We start from the raw sequence: 15,177 nt of genomic DNA, 5'->3' as shown, positions 1-15,177 counted from the left end.
AAGCAAAAGGGGAAAACAGATGAGAACAAAAGTAATGATATCTTTAATGTTAATGACGTTTCTTTCTGCTGTTGAAGGAACGATTGTTAGCACAGCGGTGCCTCGCATTACAAGCGAACTTTCAGGAGTAGGACTTGTAAGCTGGGTATATGCGATTTATATGTTAGCGACCGCAGTAACAACACCGATTTACGGAAAGCTAGCAGATTTATTTGGACGTAAAAAAGTACTATTAATTGGAGCTGCCATCTTTTTAATCGGCTCTACATTATGCGGCGTTGCAACATCAATGGAGCAATTAATTCTGTTCCGCGCCCTGCAAGGAGTAGGAGCAGGTGCTGTTATGCCGATTACAATGACAATTATCGGTGACTTATATAGCGAAGCAAAAGATCGGGCAAAAGCGCAAGGTTGGCTAAGTGCCGTTTGGGGTGTATCTGGTGTTGTCGGACCGTTAGTTGGCGGTTTTTTAGTCGATTCACTATCTTGGCGTTATATCTTTTTCTTAAACATTCCATTTGGAATCTTTGCTTGTGCGATGATTGCGATTTCCTATAAAGAATCTATCAAACCTGCAAAACATCATATCGATTATCCAGGTGCTGTTATCTTCTCACTTAGTACGATTTCCTTACTTTATGCATTACTAACAGGAAGTCAGCATCAAAACTGGGGCGATATCACAATTATCGGCCTACTAGTATTTGCAGTTTTCGCATTTATCCTTTTCTTATTCGTAGAAAAAAAATCACCAGAACCATTAATTCCGTTGGATCTGTTCTCTAACCGAACTGTATCTATCGTCAACGTATTAACATTAATTGCTGGTGCGATGATTATTAGTATTACAATGTACCTTCCAATTTGGACACAAGGGGTATTAGGAAAAAACGCAACGGAAGCTGGGATGATTCTAATGCCAATTCCTGTATTTTGGACAGTTGGCGCGATGATGTCTGGTAACTTAGTTGGCCGTTTACAAACAAAACAAATTATTTTACTTGGCGGCAGCATTTTATCCGCTTCAACGTTCTTGTTATTCATACTATCTACTCATTCGCATCCATCTCTTATTTACATTGCAATGGGCATGTTCGGCATGGGAATGGGACTGATGACACCAATCTTTATGGTCACAATTCAAGCTTCTGTCCCTGCGAATAAACGCGGAACAGCAGTCGGGTTAAATACATTTATTAATACATTTAGCCAAACGCTAGGCGCAGCAATATTTGGAACGATTTTCAATACAGTCATCCACAGCGCAGGAGACGGAAATGTAAACTTAGTAACTTCAGAGCATGGAAGTACTGCTACTGGATCGCAAGAAGTACTCGCTTCTAGTGTTCATATTATCTTTAGCGGCACATTTATATTAGCAGTTATCAGTTTATTTATTGCATGGCTATGTATACAATCTAAACAACAAGAAACAGTTGCACCGCAGCAAAAAGGCACTGCACTGTAGAAAATGAAGTAGACATTCTGTTATAACTGTACCTCAGTAGAAAGGGCGATTCGTGTCAGGTGTTGTCAAGGGGTCTTTATATTGTATCGAAATGTCTTTATATTGCTTAAAGTCGCCGATAAATGAGGGATTTCCGCCGATAAAGTGAAACTTCCATCAGGTGGGGGTCTTACTGTCCACGAATAGCGGGATAAATACAAAAAAGACGACTTCGCGTCGTCTTTTTTGTATTTAAGACCGATATACAACCATCGCAGAGAAACAATAAATTTGACTCTCTTCATCATTGTTCGAAACCGATACTTGGTACTTAATATCTACAATTTGTTCTTCGTCCATTTTTTTCAAAAAGACATTGATGGCCTCTTCTAAATCTTTTTCATGACTTTCATCAAAGATCTTCACGCGAATCACATTAACACCATCCTAAGTCACAGCCTTCTACTGCTGGACTGTTATCTCGGCGCGTATCAATGAGGCGATAAAACTTACCATCTTCATATAAATAACCATCTTCTAATACATATTGCTTCTCTTCAGTATAGACATAAAATTTACCAATCATAAATTTATTAGAGTATAATTCCAAATAATCTGTCTTAAATTTCGCCACTACCTTGTCTGTAATATCAATTTTAATTATACGGCTCATCTCCCACCCCTCCTTTCGAAAAAGAACGGATTGGTTTATTGTATTAAAGATTTTTTATTTTATGAATGAATTTGAAGGGGATATGCTTTCTTTAGAGCTAATAGCGACTATCTTCACTAACAGAAGAACCGACTTTTTTATTTGGCTTCTTATTAAAACATTATCTGTAACTACTCAGCTATACCTTTTAGAAATTTAGAAAAGTGTATGATTCTAGTGAAGATGTGTCTGTCTATTACTTGTAAATTCATTTTTTGGCATATAGACTGCTGTCATGCGAACAAGGGTAGGGGCCTGTACTTATTGTCTACTTTTGTTTTCAAACCTTGCACGTGGCAGGAAAAGGTCCTGACCGCTTCTATGCATGGCTAGTCCCTCTCGCCCATTTAAAAAAATGCTTTTCTGTCGGTTTTTCATAAAGTAACTGAGTAACCATTATTTTTTAACGTAATGTAACATCGCAAGTTGACCAAGTTGTTCTATCTTTGTTAGTGTGAATTTTGTTTCAATGTCACCGTCAGTATAAAGAGAAATGCCTTTACCTAAAATGATAGGTGCGATTGCAAGTTGAAATTCATCAATTAAGTTTTCTTTGAAAAATTCTCGTGCTAAATTACCACCACCAATTAACCAAATATCTTTTCCCGGCTGTTTTTTTAAGTTAGTAATAAATGTTTTTACATTTTCTTTTAAAAATTGAGCATATTCATCTCTACCATCTACAGAAGTTGAAAAAACATAATTAGCGTAGTTAGCATAAGGATAATCCATATCAAACCCACGAATTACGTCATATGTTCTTTTTCCTATTACAACAGTATCAATTCTTTCAAGAAGGGTACCGTATCCATTATCTCCTTCAGTTTCTGTTGATTCTAACCACTCTAAGGTCCCATCTTCGCTTGCAATATATCCATCAATTGAAGTTCCAATGTATAAAATTACTTTTCGTTCTCGTTTCATTTTTATCATCCTTTCTTTCAAAAATGATATACACACCTAAAAGTAACATATATCCAAAACTAGCAACCACACTTAAGATTGGTATAAGGTAAAATTTCGCTATATATACAGAAAATTTTACAAAAAAATCCATCACTATTGATTATTATTGTAATTTTTGGTATAAATTTCTTATTGGTATTTTTTAAAAAATTCAAAATTTAGAGGTGGTTTTTAGTGAAGAAAAAGCACGCTTTACAAGCTGTCGCAGCTACATCTTTATTACTGCAACCTATGAGCGCGTTCGCTCAAACGAACGAAACGAAGACTGTCACTTTAGAAGAAGCAAAAGAAACTGTACATAAGAAAGAACTTGAATCAAAACAAACGAATACTCCTGAAGCTGCGCAAAAGCAAGAATCCAAGCCCGAACAACAACAAAAGCCAATTGAACAAACGAAACCTGTACAAGAACAAAGCAAAACAACCGCTCCATCTTCTCAAGAAAATAAACCAACACCTCAGCAAACAGCACCTACAAAAGAGGAGAATTTAAAAAAGGAAGTAAATCAACAAACACAAGCGCCAGTAAAACAAACAATTTCAGAAATATTCCCTGACGCAACCATTGCCAGTGCAATTGCTAGTGAGCTTGAAAAAACACCTAATGATAAAGTAACAGAAGAAGAATTAAAGCAAGTAACAATGCTTGACATTACGAATGAGGGAACATTCACTTCCTTACAAGGATTTCACTTATTATCAAATTTAGAAGAACTCAATTTGTATGCAAATAATAAAGTAAACAAGGCATCTGCTCTTTCTATTGATCTATCAAGCAATAAGAAACTAAAACACTTAGCTATAAGCAACTTAGGAATCAATGCCCTTTCATTATCTGAAAATAAAGATCTCCAATCTTTGCATTTAGAAAACAATCAAATTACTGTTTTAGACGTATCTAAGCAAACTGAACTAACTGTTCTGTCAGCTGCACATAATGGTATAAAAGAATTACATTTACCAAAACAATCAAAACTACAAATACTCGATGTAGCGAACAATAACCTAACAAGTTTGAACTTAGAAAATCAAGTCGCATTGCACGATCTCTTTGCGGAACACAATGCCCTTTCTTCTATACAGTTCAATTCAAGCGGAATACTTCGCAATGTACAATTAAATAACAATGCACTGACTGACTTGCCTAACTTAAATACATCTAAACTTCTTTATTTAAATATCGGAGAAAATAAATTTAATTTAAAAAATGGACCATTTGCGAAAAAGCATATCGAATTGTTACAGCAAAATTTCAAGCCTGAAAATGATAATGAGCAAACTGATTTTGGTTATTATTTTGATTATCAATTCTCCACTCACAGTGATCGTCCAGATGCGCCAGTTGTCTTTGTTGATATGAAAAACAAGAAGATTTTAGGTGTATCTAATCATATGGAATACTCTCTTGATGAAGGGAAAACATGGAATGACTTTGTGATTGATGGATACATTTCAGTTGAAGAAGGCAAAAAAGCCCTCATTCGATATAAAAAGACTGATAAATGGTTAGAAAGTGAAGCAACAAAACTAGTATTCTCACAAACAGATAATACAAACAATGAAAATGGGAATAACAATAATAACAGTAACAACGGAAATTCTAACAGTGGCAATAACAACAGTAACACAAATGGAACCGGTCAAGTTATCAAATCAACCGTATCAAAATCACTTCCAAAAACAGGTTCTGCTGTTGAAACAACAGGAATCGCCGGAGTTCTTGCACTCCTTGGAGCTTGGTTCTTGCGAAGAAAAGCGAAACGAGAAGGACAATAATAGAATTAAAAAAAGAAATCAGATTATATCCTTTTATGAGGATAAATTTGATTTCTTTTTACTTCATGACAAAGTAGAATAGTAAATCGTACTATGAATGAAATGTGTGAAACGCTCATCTGTTTTTCAGGGGAAATCAGATTACCAGTATACATAACTACTTCTAAACTGGATAAATGTCCCTTTTTTTCAAAATAATATACACACTTAAAAACAACATATAGCCAAAACTCGCAACCATAATCAGCACTGGCACAGGATAAAATTTAGCTGCATATACAAAGAAATCAATTTGCAAAATATCATCATAACTTGAAACTGGCCCTTGAAAATAATTCGTAAACTTAGCGGAATACTTCCATTCAAATGAATCTTCGATTAAATTACTTCCTTCGTACCAACTAATAAGAGCAGAAACGCTGAAGAATACAATAGCGATCCCGAATTGAACCATGTACCTTGTTTTCATACACTTTTCTCCTTTTTATTATATAAAAACAAAGCGCCTCCAAGTTTATACTCAGCAGGCACTCCCCGTTCATATATCGTTCCAAACGATTATACGTTGTTATCTCTCTGCTTTTTTTTATAGAAGCGATTGGAATCCTCGACTATAATACCCCCAACAACTATCATGATTCCTGCAGAGATTTTAATACACACTCGATATACATACTCTAAATCTTTCAAATACAGTGTTGTGACAATGTAAATAACAGCACCAGCTATTGCAAGAATTAAACCTTTATATTTCTGAAAGAACATGTAAATCCACCTTTACTATGTATAGATAACTGACATAAAAGCCAACGCAAATTCTGCAATTGATATGTCAAAAAATAAAAAACTTCAAAATAATGGTTCATCACCAAAAGACGGGGGTGACATATAGATAGATGTATACTCCACTCCGAGTGGACGCTTTCCGCGGGCGAGAGCGAGCCTCCTCGGCAAGCCTGCGGGGTCTCACTTTCCTCGCTATTCCGGCAGGAGTCGCCACTCACAGTGAAGTGTATTAATAAAAATGATTCATTTTCAAAAAATCAACCCCATGTTACGGTGATGAACCAAAATAATACATAACATCCAATATATTCATAATAAAGGTTTGTAGAGTATGATTCAATATCCATATTAAAACTAGAGATCCTAGCTATATGATTACTGTCCGGATTGTTCCATTTGTTTTTGTTTTAATCGCTGTTCTAAAACGCTGATCATAAAGAGGAAATGGTTCGCTTCTCTTAAAACATGATCCGCTAGTAAAGGATTAATTACATTTTTAATTTGACATGTTTGGATGAACTCCAGTCCTGCTTTTTTGAAGTTTCTTAATTCAACAGTCGCATTTTCGCTATCTTTATTCATTTTACCAATAATCGGATATGTTGGTTGTTTCTTATATAACATGGATTCAACATCTCTAGCTTGATTGAGGAGAACCTCAAAATCGTCACCGAATTTCGACGCAGTATGAACTAAATTTCTTTCTGATTGATCAAGCAGAGATGCAATAAAACGAGAGTGTTCCATCATGATTCGTAACCAAAATACATTTTCACTAATGATTGAATCTTGAATCGGATCCATTTTTCCCTCGTTAAATTTCTGGAGTGTCCTCATAAAATATTCCGCTTCTCGTGCAGTATGGTCCACTAATAGCGGGAAATTAAACCCTTTTGCTTTACAATTAATAATTAAAATTAAAAGATTTCTTTTATAATTACGGAAAGCGTAAACTAGCTCAATACTTTCTTCATTTAATTTCCGAACTGCTTGCACTGTGTGAGGAACAGAAAATGCTTTTTGTAAATGCCGGTCAAACAAATGATAAAATACTTCTACTTGTTGAATTAAACTTTTCTCATGTCTATCAAACCCTTCACTAAGAAAAAGGGCATGCTCCTTCATAATTCGCAGCCAAAATTGATTTTCTGTTAAGGACCTTTCAATAAATAATTGTTCTGTTAATGATTCAGAAGGTGCTGCTTTCAGCTCTGGAGGTAGGAGCATAGCTCGCTGAGGATCCATCACAAATTGTTCAGAGACAGGTTGGTCTTGAGACATACAATCACTCCTTTTAAGCTACGAGAGCTTTTATTTATCACCTGGAGCAGCTTGATCTACGCCCTTAATACGATGTTTATGCCCGTTATCTTCCGTCGTATAAAAATCGTAATAATGAACATGCATTCCGTTTCCAACTGGAATTGCTGGTCCTGAGTACGCCTTGTAATAGTGCGTATGTCCATCTTCGAACAAAACATATCCTTCTGTATAATGTATGTGCCCGCCCTCTTGTGTCTTAATGGGCGGAGATGTTACATCTAGGCATTGATGTACATGTCCTCCCGCAACAGATGTATAATCCACTGACCCATGGTTATGATTTGGTACAAATCCAGAAACAAAATCAGCTTTTCCTACCCTGTTCATTATCCTCATTCCCCTTATGCATAAAGATAAACTCTATAAACTAGTATGCTTATACTATTGAGATAATTCCTCTCTCATTTATTTATGTAAACTTATGAACACACTCTCTTTCAAACTCAAAAAGGTGTCTCCAAAATCGCAACTTGGAGACACCCTCTTTTCCTATCTATGCTGTAACACCGCAAGTAACTTCTCTTGACTATACATCCAAACTGTAATAACTAAACAAGCAAGTGCTACTTCTGATAACGCCATAAATCCAATTGCATAATGGCCTGTCAGTTGGAATAATAACGTTAAGATTAATGGCGGGAAGAAACCACCAAGTCCACCAAGTGCCGATACAAGACCATTTACAATACCAGCTTGCTTGGAGAAATACATTGGTACAAGTTTAAAGATTGTTCCATTTCCAGTACCAGCGCAAAAAGCAACTAATAAACAACCGAATGTGTATACATTCATCTTTGGCATGAATGATAAAATAATTCCTGCTAATGTTAAACCGGTAAAGACAAAGATTAAAATTTTAAATGGATTAAATTTGTCGCCGAGCCAGCCGCCAATCGGACGCATAATTGTTGCTAATGCAATAAAACCAGCTGTACGTAATCCCGCATCTACTTTCGCTAAGCCGAAGTGAGATACGAGGAAGTTCGGTAAATAAACTGTAAATGCGACGAACGAACCGAAAGTTAAGAAATAGAAAATACATAAGAACCAAAGCTTTTCATTTTTATAAACACCTTTAATTTGTTCCGTTAATGATGTATTTACCTTTTTCTCGTTACGATCTCCTAACAGGAAGTTTGCTAATGCAAATGCAGCGAGTAATATTAAGTACATTTGTACCGTTGTTCTCCAGCCAAATGAAGTTGCAAGTACTGGTGCAAGGAACGATGTAACCGCTGTTCCTATATTTCCTATCCCGTATATACCGTTTACAAAACCATGCTTTTCTTTCGGATAGTATTTCAGAAGAGATGTTACCCCTACAGAGAATACAGCACCGCCAATTCCAGCAAATAAACCGCCAATAATTAAATCTAGCATCGATGTTGCCATACTAATATAAAAGACAGGGAATAATAGAATAATAAAACTAATAAAGAATAATTTTCTTGCTCCGTAACGATTGGTCCAGTAACCAATTGGAATGCGAAGAATAGAGCCTAAAATCACTGGTACTGCCGTGACAAGAGAAATTTGCCCCGCTGTTAATGCAATGTCTGCTTTAATAAATGGCATTAAAGAAGATAAAATCACCCATACCATAAAGCCAAGTATAAGATTTGAAGTTTGTAATCCTAACTGAAAATTCGGACTTTTCATCAGTCTCTCCTCCTGTTTTGTTCAATATTTCACATTTTCTATTGCTTCCCTTCTGCCTAATCACGCTCTTTCATGATTAGGCAGGAAAGAATCACCCGCCGCTTACTGGTGGAATCAATGCGACTACATCACCATCTTGGATGATATCATCTTCATTCGCATATTCCTCATTAATTGCTACCATTGTGTGCTGAGAAAGGGAGATATTATAGTCTTTCGTTACAAGCTCCTTTAACTCTGCTACTGCAAGGTTTTGTGCATCAATTTGTAATTGGTGTGTTCCAGCTTCTTCTTGCAAATGAGCAAATAATAATACTGTAATCATTCCGCATTCTCCTTTTCTGGTTCTCCGTTTGGATACGATGTTTTCTCTAATTGATCGCCAATCCATTTCTCACCGTCTTCCCAAAACTCTTTCTTCCAAATGGGAACAATTTGTTTAATACGCTCCATAATGTACTCATTTGCCTCGTATGCTGCTTTTCGGTGCGGCGTCGATACAGCAACAACTACCGCAATATCAGAAATTTGCAATGTACCGATGCGATGCGAAATTGCTACATGTGTTCCTGGCCATTTTTCTTTCGTTTCTTCTCCAATTTTGGCAAGCATCTTTTCTGCCATCGAACGATACGCAGCATATTCTAGATAAAGCGTACGTCGTCCTTTCGTAAATTCGCGCACTGTACCAATGAATGTCGTCACAGCGCCGCATTCACGGCGAATCACTTTCTGCGCTATTTCTTCAATAGAAATCGGTGTATCCACTACTTCAAAATACGTCTTTGTCATTTTGCATCCCTCATTCTTTGGACGAACCAATTTATAAACTTTTCATCTTCTGTTATATGAAAAACTTGATAGCTTTCTTGTCCTGTTTTTAAAGCCTCATCCCATACAATAACAGCGATCACATTTTCTACACTTTCTAATAAAGAAGCATCTTCCTCTGACCGAAGTAAAACAACTTTCGGGTATCGTTCTTTTTTATAGCCTTCAACGATTATGACTTCTGCTTCAAAACATGTATACAAACGAATGAGTTTTTCTAAAGACCAGTCGCCCTTAGCGGATAAAGACAATAATCCGTCCCCTTCTACCGCGCTGACAATCGCTCCAGCCTCTCTATGGCGTTCGCTATCTTTTTGCAGCGGCAATTCTGGATATCCTCCGTGGCCGTGATGCTTAATTGCGCCTACTTTCACACCTTCATTCGTTAGCGCTTTAATCAGCTTCTCTGTCAAAGTTGTCTTCCCACTATTTTGATATCCTACGATTTGTAAGACTGGAACGGCTCTTTCCACGGCCACTCACTTCCTTGCTCTTTGTCTAATAAAAGGACGGTAACCGTCATACCTTCTTCAAAACCACGCGTGCCACCTGGCAGAACGATAAACGCATTCGCATCGGCGAGTGAAGAAATAGCACTGGATTTATCAAGTCCAACTGGCACGGCTTGTAGCCTTCCCTTTTCAATTTCTACTTTCCCTCTAACAAAGCGTGTAAATGGATTTGCTTTCGGGAACCCCTTCATTAAAATGGCATCACCGCGGTACATATGAGGCTCTTTCACCTGTAGATATGTTCGAACAACCGGATGTACAAACAATTCAAACCCAACATAGCAAGCAGATGGATTCCCTGATAATCCAAACAGTAACTTTCCATTTACTTCCGCTACTGTCGTTACACTTCCCGGGCGCATCGCTACTTTATTGAACAGTACGTTCGCTCCAATAGTCTCATAAATAGCTGGTAAGTAGTCATAATCACCAACTGACACACCGCCTGTCGTAATGAGAATATCAACTTCTTCCATTGTCTTTTTCACCATCTCATAGCAAGTGTCAAAGTCATCTGCGAATTGTCCATAATACCGAACCGTTCCGCCTGCTCGCATAATTTGCGCAGCGATCATATATGAGTTACTGTTGCGAATTTTCCCCGGTTCAAGCGGCTGATGAACTTCTAACAATTCACTTCCTGTCGTCACAATTCCAATAACCGGACGCTTTACGGTGGCTACTTCACTATAGCCAAACGTTGCAAGAAGCGCTGCCACTCCTGGGTTAATCGTCGTTCCTTTTTCGACAAGCACATGATGTTTCCTGACATCTTCACCCTTGCGTGAAATATTATCACCTGACTGAAACGGACGCTTCAATTTCATATATGTCTTTTCGCCTTGTTGAAAACCTTCCGTAAGCTCAAGCATGACAACCGCATCACAGCCAGTTGGAATCGCTGCACCGGTCATAATTCGCACCGCTTGAAATGCCTTCACTTCCTCCGTAAAAACAGAACCAGCACCAATTTCTCCGACAACTTCAAATTCGGCTGGATGTTCATAACTTGCTTTTTGTGTATCTTCTGCCCGGACCGCAAAACCATCGTACGGCGATCGGTCGAAATGAGGCACATCATGATCAGCAACTACATCTTCCCCAAGAATTCGTCCATAACTTTCCGTAAGCGGTACGCGCTCAATTTCTCCGCGCCGTGCATACTCCATTACACGTGCTACTGCATCACTAACAGCAATTGGTATTCGTTTTTCTAGCATCATTTTCACCCCGCATTTGCAAAATATCACATCTTTATTACAATTTTTATTGTACAATGCTAATCATAATAGCAATTACTTCAAGGAGGAATTTCATGTCTTCATTTACTCATTTTAATGACCAAGGCCGCGCCAAGATGGTCGATATTAGTGATAAGAAAATTACTGTGCGCACAGCTATTGCTCGTTCAAGCATCACCTTGACAAAAGGAATTTATAATAAAATCACTCATAATGAAATCGGAAAAGGCGATGTCCTAGCCGTTGCACAAATTGCCGGTATTATGGCGGCAAAGCGCACTTCTGATATTATTCCGATGTGTCATCCACTCCTTCTAAAAGGTGTCGATATTTCCTTTAACTGGCATATTGCAGATGAACAATATCTTTTGCTTATTGAAGTAAAAGTGAAAACAGAAGGCAGTACTGGTGTTGAAATGGAAGCCTTAACAGCTGCTTCTGCTACCGCTCTTACTGTATATGACATGTGCAAAGCTGTCGACAAAGGCATGATCATCGGTGAAACATACTTGCTTGAAAAAACAGGCGGCAAAAGCGGTGATTATTCACGAGATCTATCTTAAATTCTCTCGTTGAATCCAAAGGTACTCACCTTTGGATTCAACCTATGTAACGTGCATATAGTCGTTTTGCCACTTGTATATCATTTGTACCATGAACAAAGGCTCGCCCATCTTGAAATAAAACGAAGCGATATTCATCAGTGTGAAATGATAATAAATACGGCGTCCTCTGTACTGGCACGCTTCTTTGTAAGCGCTTTTCTATTTCTTCTAAGTTAAGAGGCTGATTTATGCCTGGGCGAATTTGAACTGTATTGCGGCCGCATAATACTTCTGTTTTCGTTTGTGCTTCAAACTTTAAGCTTGGATATGTTCGAAGCTTGCCGCACGATAGACAGTTTTCTTTCTTCTGCCTGTTTACTTTAAATGCCATATACTGATTGTTCCAAAGATCAAATGATACCATCGTTTCCCTTAGTGCTTCAAAGTCTCCAACTAATATTTTTAAAGCTTCCGCAACTTGATACGCAACAACCATTTGCACGGCTGGTTGAATAATTCCCGCTGTATCACACGTTGCACTGCTCGTTGGATGCTCCATTAAACAGCGAAAGCATGGTGTTTTCCCTGGAATAATTGTATATGTTACACCGTAACTCCCAACACAGCCACCGTATATCCACGGTACGTTATACTTTTGTGAAATATCGTTAATAAGAAGACGCGTATCGAAATTATCTGTCGCATCAATTATGATATCTACGTTTTGCACAAGCTGCTCCATTTCTTGTACCGTTACATCCGTTACAACTGGCCTAATAGCTACATCAGAATTTATTCGCCTCAAATGCTGCGCTGCTGCAACTGCTTTCGGCACATAACACCTCGCATCTTCTTCCGTATATAATTGCTGCCTTTGTAAATTACTCCATTCAACATAATCACGATCTGCAATCGTCAACTTGCCAATTCCTGCCCGAACAAGTGCCTCAGCATTTGCTGTACCAAGTGCACCAGCACCAATGATTAATACGTGTTTTTCATTTAAATTGCGCTGCCCAGCTTCCCCAATCTCAGAAAATAGTATTTGCCGTGAGTACCGCTCTTGCATCTTAACCCCTTCTCTCTATCCGCCAATATATGACATTTCAATTTTCGGGCGGCTATTTGCACTTTCTTCCGTTCGTTCATCTGAATAACGATCATTACGCTTATTCCATACATCTTGTACGATCTGAAACAACTCCTCATCATCTATTCCACCACGGATCATCGTTCGCAAATCTGTTCCTGTCGTCGCAAATAAACAGGTATACAACTGACCTTCTGCTGAAATGCGCGCTCTCGTACAAGAAGAACAAAATGATTCAGAAACAGAAGTAATAAAACCAACTTCGGCCTCAGTTCCAACATATCGATATCGCTTGGCTACTTCACCGAAATAATGAGGATCTATCGGTTCAATTGGATACATACGTCCAATCATATCAATTAACTCTTTCTTTGTAATGACTTGTTCAAAGTTCCAACCGTTCGTACTTCCAACATCCATAAATTCGATAAAGCGAAGAGGGATGCACTGCTCTTTACAATAAGCGGCCATCTTCAAAATTTGGTTATCATTCATTCCTTTTTTCACGACCATATTGACTTTGACTTCTAAACCGGCGGATCTTGCTTCTTCAATTCCTCTTAATATAGGTTTTGTACTTACATTGCGGCCGTTAATACTTCGAAACACATCATCATCTAACGCATCTAAGCTGACGTTTACTCGCTGTAAACCTGCTTCTTTTAACGCCTTTGCCTGCTTCGTTAAATGAATGCCGTTCGTTGTCAGCCCAATATCTGTTAAGCCTTCTAATTTCACAAGACGTGTAATGAGCTGTGGTAAATCTTTACGAAGTAACGGTTCGCCGCCAGTTAAGCGAATTTTCTTGACGCCCATGCGAACAAAAAGCTTAGCCAATCGCTCAATCTCATCAAACGTAAGCAGAAACTCTTCTTTTAAAAACGCATAATCTGGCCCAAACACTTCAGCCGGCATACAATACATGCACCGAAAATTACAACGATCAATAACAGAAATGCGTAAATCTTGAAGTGGACGCTGCCATACATCTACAATCTTCTCAGCCATCTTCACCCCTCCTTCTTGCTGTATATACACTTTTATTCTATTATAATATATTTTTACACTAGGGTGGTTTTGCTCTTGCACTTTATCTTTTTTTGGGGTGCCTTTCATTTGTCTTCATCATAAAAAAGAACAATAATCTTTGTTGTGATATTTCTCACATCAATTTCCTCATTCGAAAATTCTTCACAAATGTGTTCAAAAACTGTTCACAATTCGGAAAAGGAAAAAAACGCTTGCATTTTCACTATATTTATATTCAAAATAAGAAATAGACTATTCGGAAAAAAGGGGTGACTGCTGTGGCAAACAGTACTGCATTATCAAATGATTTAAAAGAATTACTCGCATCTGTTGAATATAAAATGCAAGTGAGCAAAGCCCATTATATTTTCCAAGAAGGTATGGAGGCAAAAGAACTATATATTATTCACTCGGGAAAAGTGCAAATTAGTAAGATTAGCGCCGACGGTCAAGAATTGACACTACGCATTTGTTCGGAGAATGATATTATTGGGGAACTTACACTCTTTACGGAAAACGCCAAATATTTATTGAATGCAAAAGTGCTTGAACATGCAGAAATCGGCGTCATTAAGCGGGATGCATTAGAAAAAGCATTGCTGGAAAAACCAGCTCTTGCCTTTGAATTTATGAAGTGGGTTAGTGAACATTTACGAAGAATGCAAACGAAGTTTCGTGATTTAGTATTGCACGGCAAAAAGGGAGCACTCTATTCCACTCTCATTCGCATGACGAATAGTTATGGCATTTTAAAAGAAGATGGCATTCTTATCGATCTGCCATTAACGAATCAAGAACTTGCAAACTTCTGTGCAACCTCCCGTGAAAGTGTCAATCGCATGTTAAATGATTTAAAGAAACAAGACATTATTTCTATTCATAAAGGCAAGATTACCATCCATAATTTACACTTTTTAAAATGTGCAATCGCTTGTGAAGATTGCCCTACTTCTATTTGTAGTATTGAGTAGCATTCTATATATACAAGTTAAAAAACCGACATAAAAACCCTTTTCTTTTTAAGGAGGGACGAGAGCATCTGGCCGTGCATAGAAGCGGTCAGAGCCTTCTCCTGCCACATTGCGAGGTTTCAAACAAAGGGAGCACGCATGTAGCAATCATGTTTTATTCTGCATAGCAGCAGCTTATGTGTCGGAAATTTAAAATGGATATATGATTGAGGATGCTGCTCTTTTTTCTTTCTCCCCCCTACTTTACATACAAAACATATTTTACGATGTGCAAAATATCACATTTTTT

General features: G+C 37.8%; 18 protein-coding genes. 4 read left to right on the top strand and 14 right to left on the bottom strand.

Annotated features, from left to right (window positions below; translation table 11 throughout):
* The first annotated feature begins 19 nt into the window (after positions 1-19).
* The gene (locus tag Q9306_RS10840; protein ID WP_306198176.1) at positions 20-1,468 is read left to right on the top strand and encodes an MDR family MFS transporter; all 1,449 of its coding nucleotides are present in this window, start codon (positions 20-22) and stop codon (positions 1,466-1,468) included.
* A gap of 231 nt (positions 1,469-1,699) precedes the next feature.
* Here Q9306_RS10840 and Q9306_RS10835 read toward each other — a convergent pair whose 3' ends face one another.
* From Q9306_RS10835 to Q9306_RS10825, 3 genes are all read right to left on the bottom strand, one after another.
* Positions 1,700-1,882, bottom strand: a complete 183-nt coding sequence (locus Q9306_RS10835) for a sporulation protein Cse60 (RefSeq protein WP_020060291.1) — start codon at positions 1,880-1,882, stop codon at positions 1,700-1,702.
* Between the two features lies 1 nt (position 1,883).
* Positions 1,884-2,120: a DUF2553 family protein gene (locus tag Q9306_RS10830; protein WP_306198169.1), complete on the bottom strand. Its 237-nt coding sequence runs from the start codon at positions 2,118-2,120 to the stop codon at positions 1,884-1,886.
* A 435-nt stretch (positions 2,121-2,555) separates the two neighbouring features.
* On the bottom strand, positions 2,556-3,083 hold the full coding sequence (locus Q9306_RS10825; protein ID WP_306198167.1) for a dihydrofolate reductase family protein: 528 nt from the start codon (positions 3,081-3,083) through the stop codon (positions 2,556-2,558).
* A 216-nt stretch (positions 3,084-3,299) separates the two neighbouring features.
* On the opposite strand from Q9306_RS10825, the gene Q9306_RS10820 reads away from it, so the two are divergent.
* Entirely contained in the window at positions 3,300-4,901 is a 1,602-nt protein-coding gene (locus Q9306_RS10820) for an internalin N-terminal domain-containing protein (RefSeq protein ID WP_306198166.1), read from the top strand.
* Between the two features lie 163 nt (positions 4,902-5,064).
* Here Q9306_RS10820 and Q9306_RS10815 read toward each other — a convergent pair whose 3' ends face one another.
* The 9 genes from Q9306_RS10815 to Q9306_RS10775 form a co-directional block, all read right to left on the bottom strand.
* Positions 5,065-5,370 carry a YjdJ family protein gene (locus Q9306_RS10815; protein WP_306198164.1) on the bottom strand — a complete coding sequence of 102 codons (306 nt, stop codon included), beginning with the start codon at positions 5,368-5,370 and terminating at the stop codon, positions 5,065-5,067.
* An 89-nt stretch (positions 5,371-5,459) separates the two neighbouring features.
* Positions 5,460-5,666 carry a hypothetical protein gene (locus Q9306_RS10810; RefSeq protein WP_306198162.1) on the bottom strand — a complete coding sequence of 69 codons (207 nt, stop codon included), beginning with the start codon at positions 5,664-5,666 and terminating at the stop codon, positions 5,460-5,462.
* Between the two features lie 396 nt (positions 5,667-6,062).
* Complete coding sequence (locus Q9306_RS10805) at positions 6,063-6,968, bottom strand: DUF2935 domain-containing protein (RefSeq protein ID WP_306198160.1); 906 nt, start codon at positions 6,966-6,968, stop codon at positions 6,063-6,065.
* 30 nt (positions 6,969-6,998) lie between these two features.
* Positions 6,999-7,337: a YmaF family protein gene (locus tag Q9306_RS10800; protein WP_306198157.1), complete on the bottom strand. Its 339-nt coding sequence runs from the start codon at positions 7,335-7,337 to the stop codon at positions 6,999-7,001.
* Between the two features lie 162 nt (positions 7,338-7,499).
* The gene (locus tag Q9306_RS10795) at positions 7,500-8,669 is read right to left on the bottom strand and encodes a nitrate/nitrite transporter (protein WP_306198155.1); all 1,170 of its coding nucleotides are present in this window, start codon (positions 8,667-8,669) and stop codon (positions 7,500-7,502) included.
* A gap of 91 nt (positions 8,670-8,760) precedes the next feature.
* Positions 8,761-8,994, bottom strand: coding sequence for a molybdopterin converting factor subunit 1 (moaD, locus tag Q9306_RS10790; protein ID WP_306198153.1), 234 nt, complete (start codon positions 8,992-8,994; stop codon positions 8,761-8,763).
* Entirely contained in the window at positions 8,991-9,461 is a 471-nt protein-coding gene (locus Q9306_RS10785; protein WP_306198151.1) for a molybdenum cofactor biosynthesis protein MoaE, read from the bottom strand. Before Q9306_RS10785 ends, moaD begins: the two co-directional genes overlap by 4 nt.
* On the bottom strand, positions 9,458-9,979 hold the full coding sequence (gene mobB / locus Q9306_RS10780; protein WP_306198149.1) for a molybdopterin-guanine dinucleotide biosynthesis protein B: 522 nt from the start codon (positions 9,977-9,979) through the stop codon (positions 9,458-9,460). Before mobB ends, Q9306_RS10785 begins: the two co-directional genes overlap by 4 nt.
* Complete coding sequence (locus tag Q9306_RS10775; RefSeq protein ID WP_306198147.1) at positions 9,940-11,232, bottom strand: molybdopterin molybdotransferase MoeA; 1,293 nt, start codon at positions 11,230-11,232, stop codon at positions 9,940-9,942. Before Q9306_RS10775 ends, mobB begins: the two co-directional genes overlap by 40 nt.
* Positions 11,233-11,327: 95 nt before the next feature.
* On the opposite strand from Q9306_RS10775, the gene moaC reads away from it, so the two are divergent.
* Positions 11,328-11,816, top strand: coding sequence for a cyclic pyranopterin monophosphate synthase MoaC (moaC, locus tag Q9306_RS10770; protein WP_306198145.1), 489 nt, complete (start codon positions 11,328-11,330; stop codon positions 11,814-11,816).
* A gap of 37 nt (positions 11,817-11,853) precedes the next feature.
* Here moaC and Q9306_RS10765 read toward each other — a convergent pair whose 3' ends face one another.
* Both Q9306_RS10765 and moaA read right to left on the bottom strand, forming a co-directional pair.
* Positions 11,854-12,867 (bottom strand): molybdopterin-synthase adenylyltransferase MoeB, encoded by a 1,014-nt coding sequence (locus Q9306_RS10765; protein WP_306198143.1) that lies wholly within the window; start codon positions 12,865-12,867, stop codon positions 11,854-11,856.
* Positions 12,868-12,882: 15 nt separating this feature from the next.
* Positions 12,883-13,896 carry a GTP 3',8-cyclase MoaA gene (gene moaA / locus Q9306_RS10760; RefSeq protein WP_306198141.1) on the bottom strand — a complete coding sequence of 338 codons (1,014 nt, stop codon included), beginning with the start codon at positions 13,894-13,896 and terminating at the stop codon, positions 12,883-12,885.
* A gap of 299 nt (positions 13,897-14,195) precedes the next feature.
* Here moaA and Q9306_RS10755 point away from each other — a divergent pair, with 299 nt between their 5' ends.
* The gene (locus Q9306_RS10755; RefSeq protein ID WP_306198139.1) at positions 14,196-14,888 is read left to right on the top strand and encodes a Crp/Fnr family transcriptional regulator; all 693 of its coding nucleotides are present in this window, start codon (positions 14,196-14,198) and stop codon (positions 14,886-14,888) included.
* Positions 14,889-15,177: the final 289 nt, after the last annotated feature.

It is taken from the genome of Bacillus multifaciens, assembly GCF_030756675.1.
Lineage (GTDB): Bacteria > Bacillota > Bacilli > Bacillales > Bacillaceae_G > Bacillus_A > Bacillus_A multifaciens.
The sequence above is the reverse complement of the archived record's forward strand: the minus strand, read 5'-3'. Positions and strand labels throughout refer to the sequence as shown.

Coding starts and splice junctions, on each gene's coding strand:
- Q9306_RS10830 (WP_306198169.1), bottom strand. CDS start 2,120: ATGAGCCGTATAATTAAAATTGATATTACAGACAAGGTAGTGGCGAAA.
- Q9306_RS10815 (WP_306198164.1), bottom strand. CDS start 5,370: ATGAAAACAAGGTACATGGTTCAATTCGGGATCGCTATTGTATTCTTC.
- Q9306_RS10825 (WP_306198167.1), bottom strand. CDS start 3,083: ATGAAACGAGAACGAAAAGTAATTTTATACATTGGAACTTCAATTGAT.
- Q9306_RS10775 (WP_306198147.1), bottom strand. CDS start 11,232: ATGCTAGAAAAACGAATACCAATTGCTGTTAGTGATGCAGTAGCACGT.
- moaA (WP_306198141.1), bottom strand. CDS start 13,896: ATGGCTGAGAAGATTGTAGATGTATGGCAGCGTCCACTTCAAGATTTA.
- Q9306_RS10765 (WP_306198143.1), bottom strand. CDS start 12,867: ATGCAAGAGCGGTACTCACGGCAAATACTATTTTCTGAGATTGGGGAA.
- Q9306_RS10805 (WP_306198160.1), bottom strand. CDS start 6,968: ATGTCTCAAGACCAACCTGTCTCTGAACAATTTGTGATGGATCCTCAG.
- Q9306_RS10840 (WP_306198176.1), top strand. CDS start 20: ATGAGAACAAAAGTAATGATATCTTTAATGTTAATGACGTTTCTTTCT.
- Q9306_RS10795 (WP_306198155.1), bottom strand. CDS start 8,669: ATGAAAAGTCCGAATTTTCAGTTAGGATTACAAACTTCAAATCTTATA.
- Q9306_RS10785 (WP_306198151.1), bottom strand. CDS start 9,461: ATGACAAAGACGTATTTTGAAGTAGTGGATACACCGATTTCTATTGAA.
- Q9306_RS10810 (WP_306198162.1), bottom strand. CDS start 5,666: ATGTTCTTTCAGAAATATAAAGGTTTAATTCTTGCAATAGCTGGTGCT.
- moaD (WP_306198153.1), bottom strand. CDS start 8,994: ATGATTACAGTATTATTATTTGCTCATTTGCAAGAAGAAGCTGGAACA.
- moaC (WP_306198145.1), top strand. CDS start 11,328: ATGTCTTCATTTACTCATTTTAATGACCAAGGCCGCGCCAAGATGGTC.
- Q9306_RS10800 (WP_306198157.1), bottom strand. CDS start 7,337: ATGAACAGGGTAGGAAAAGCTGATTTTGTTTCTGGATTTGTACCAAAT.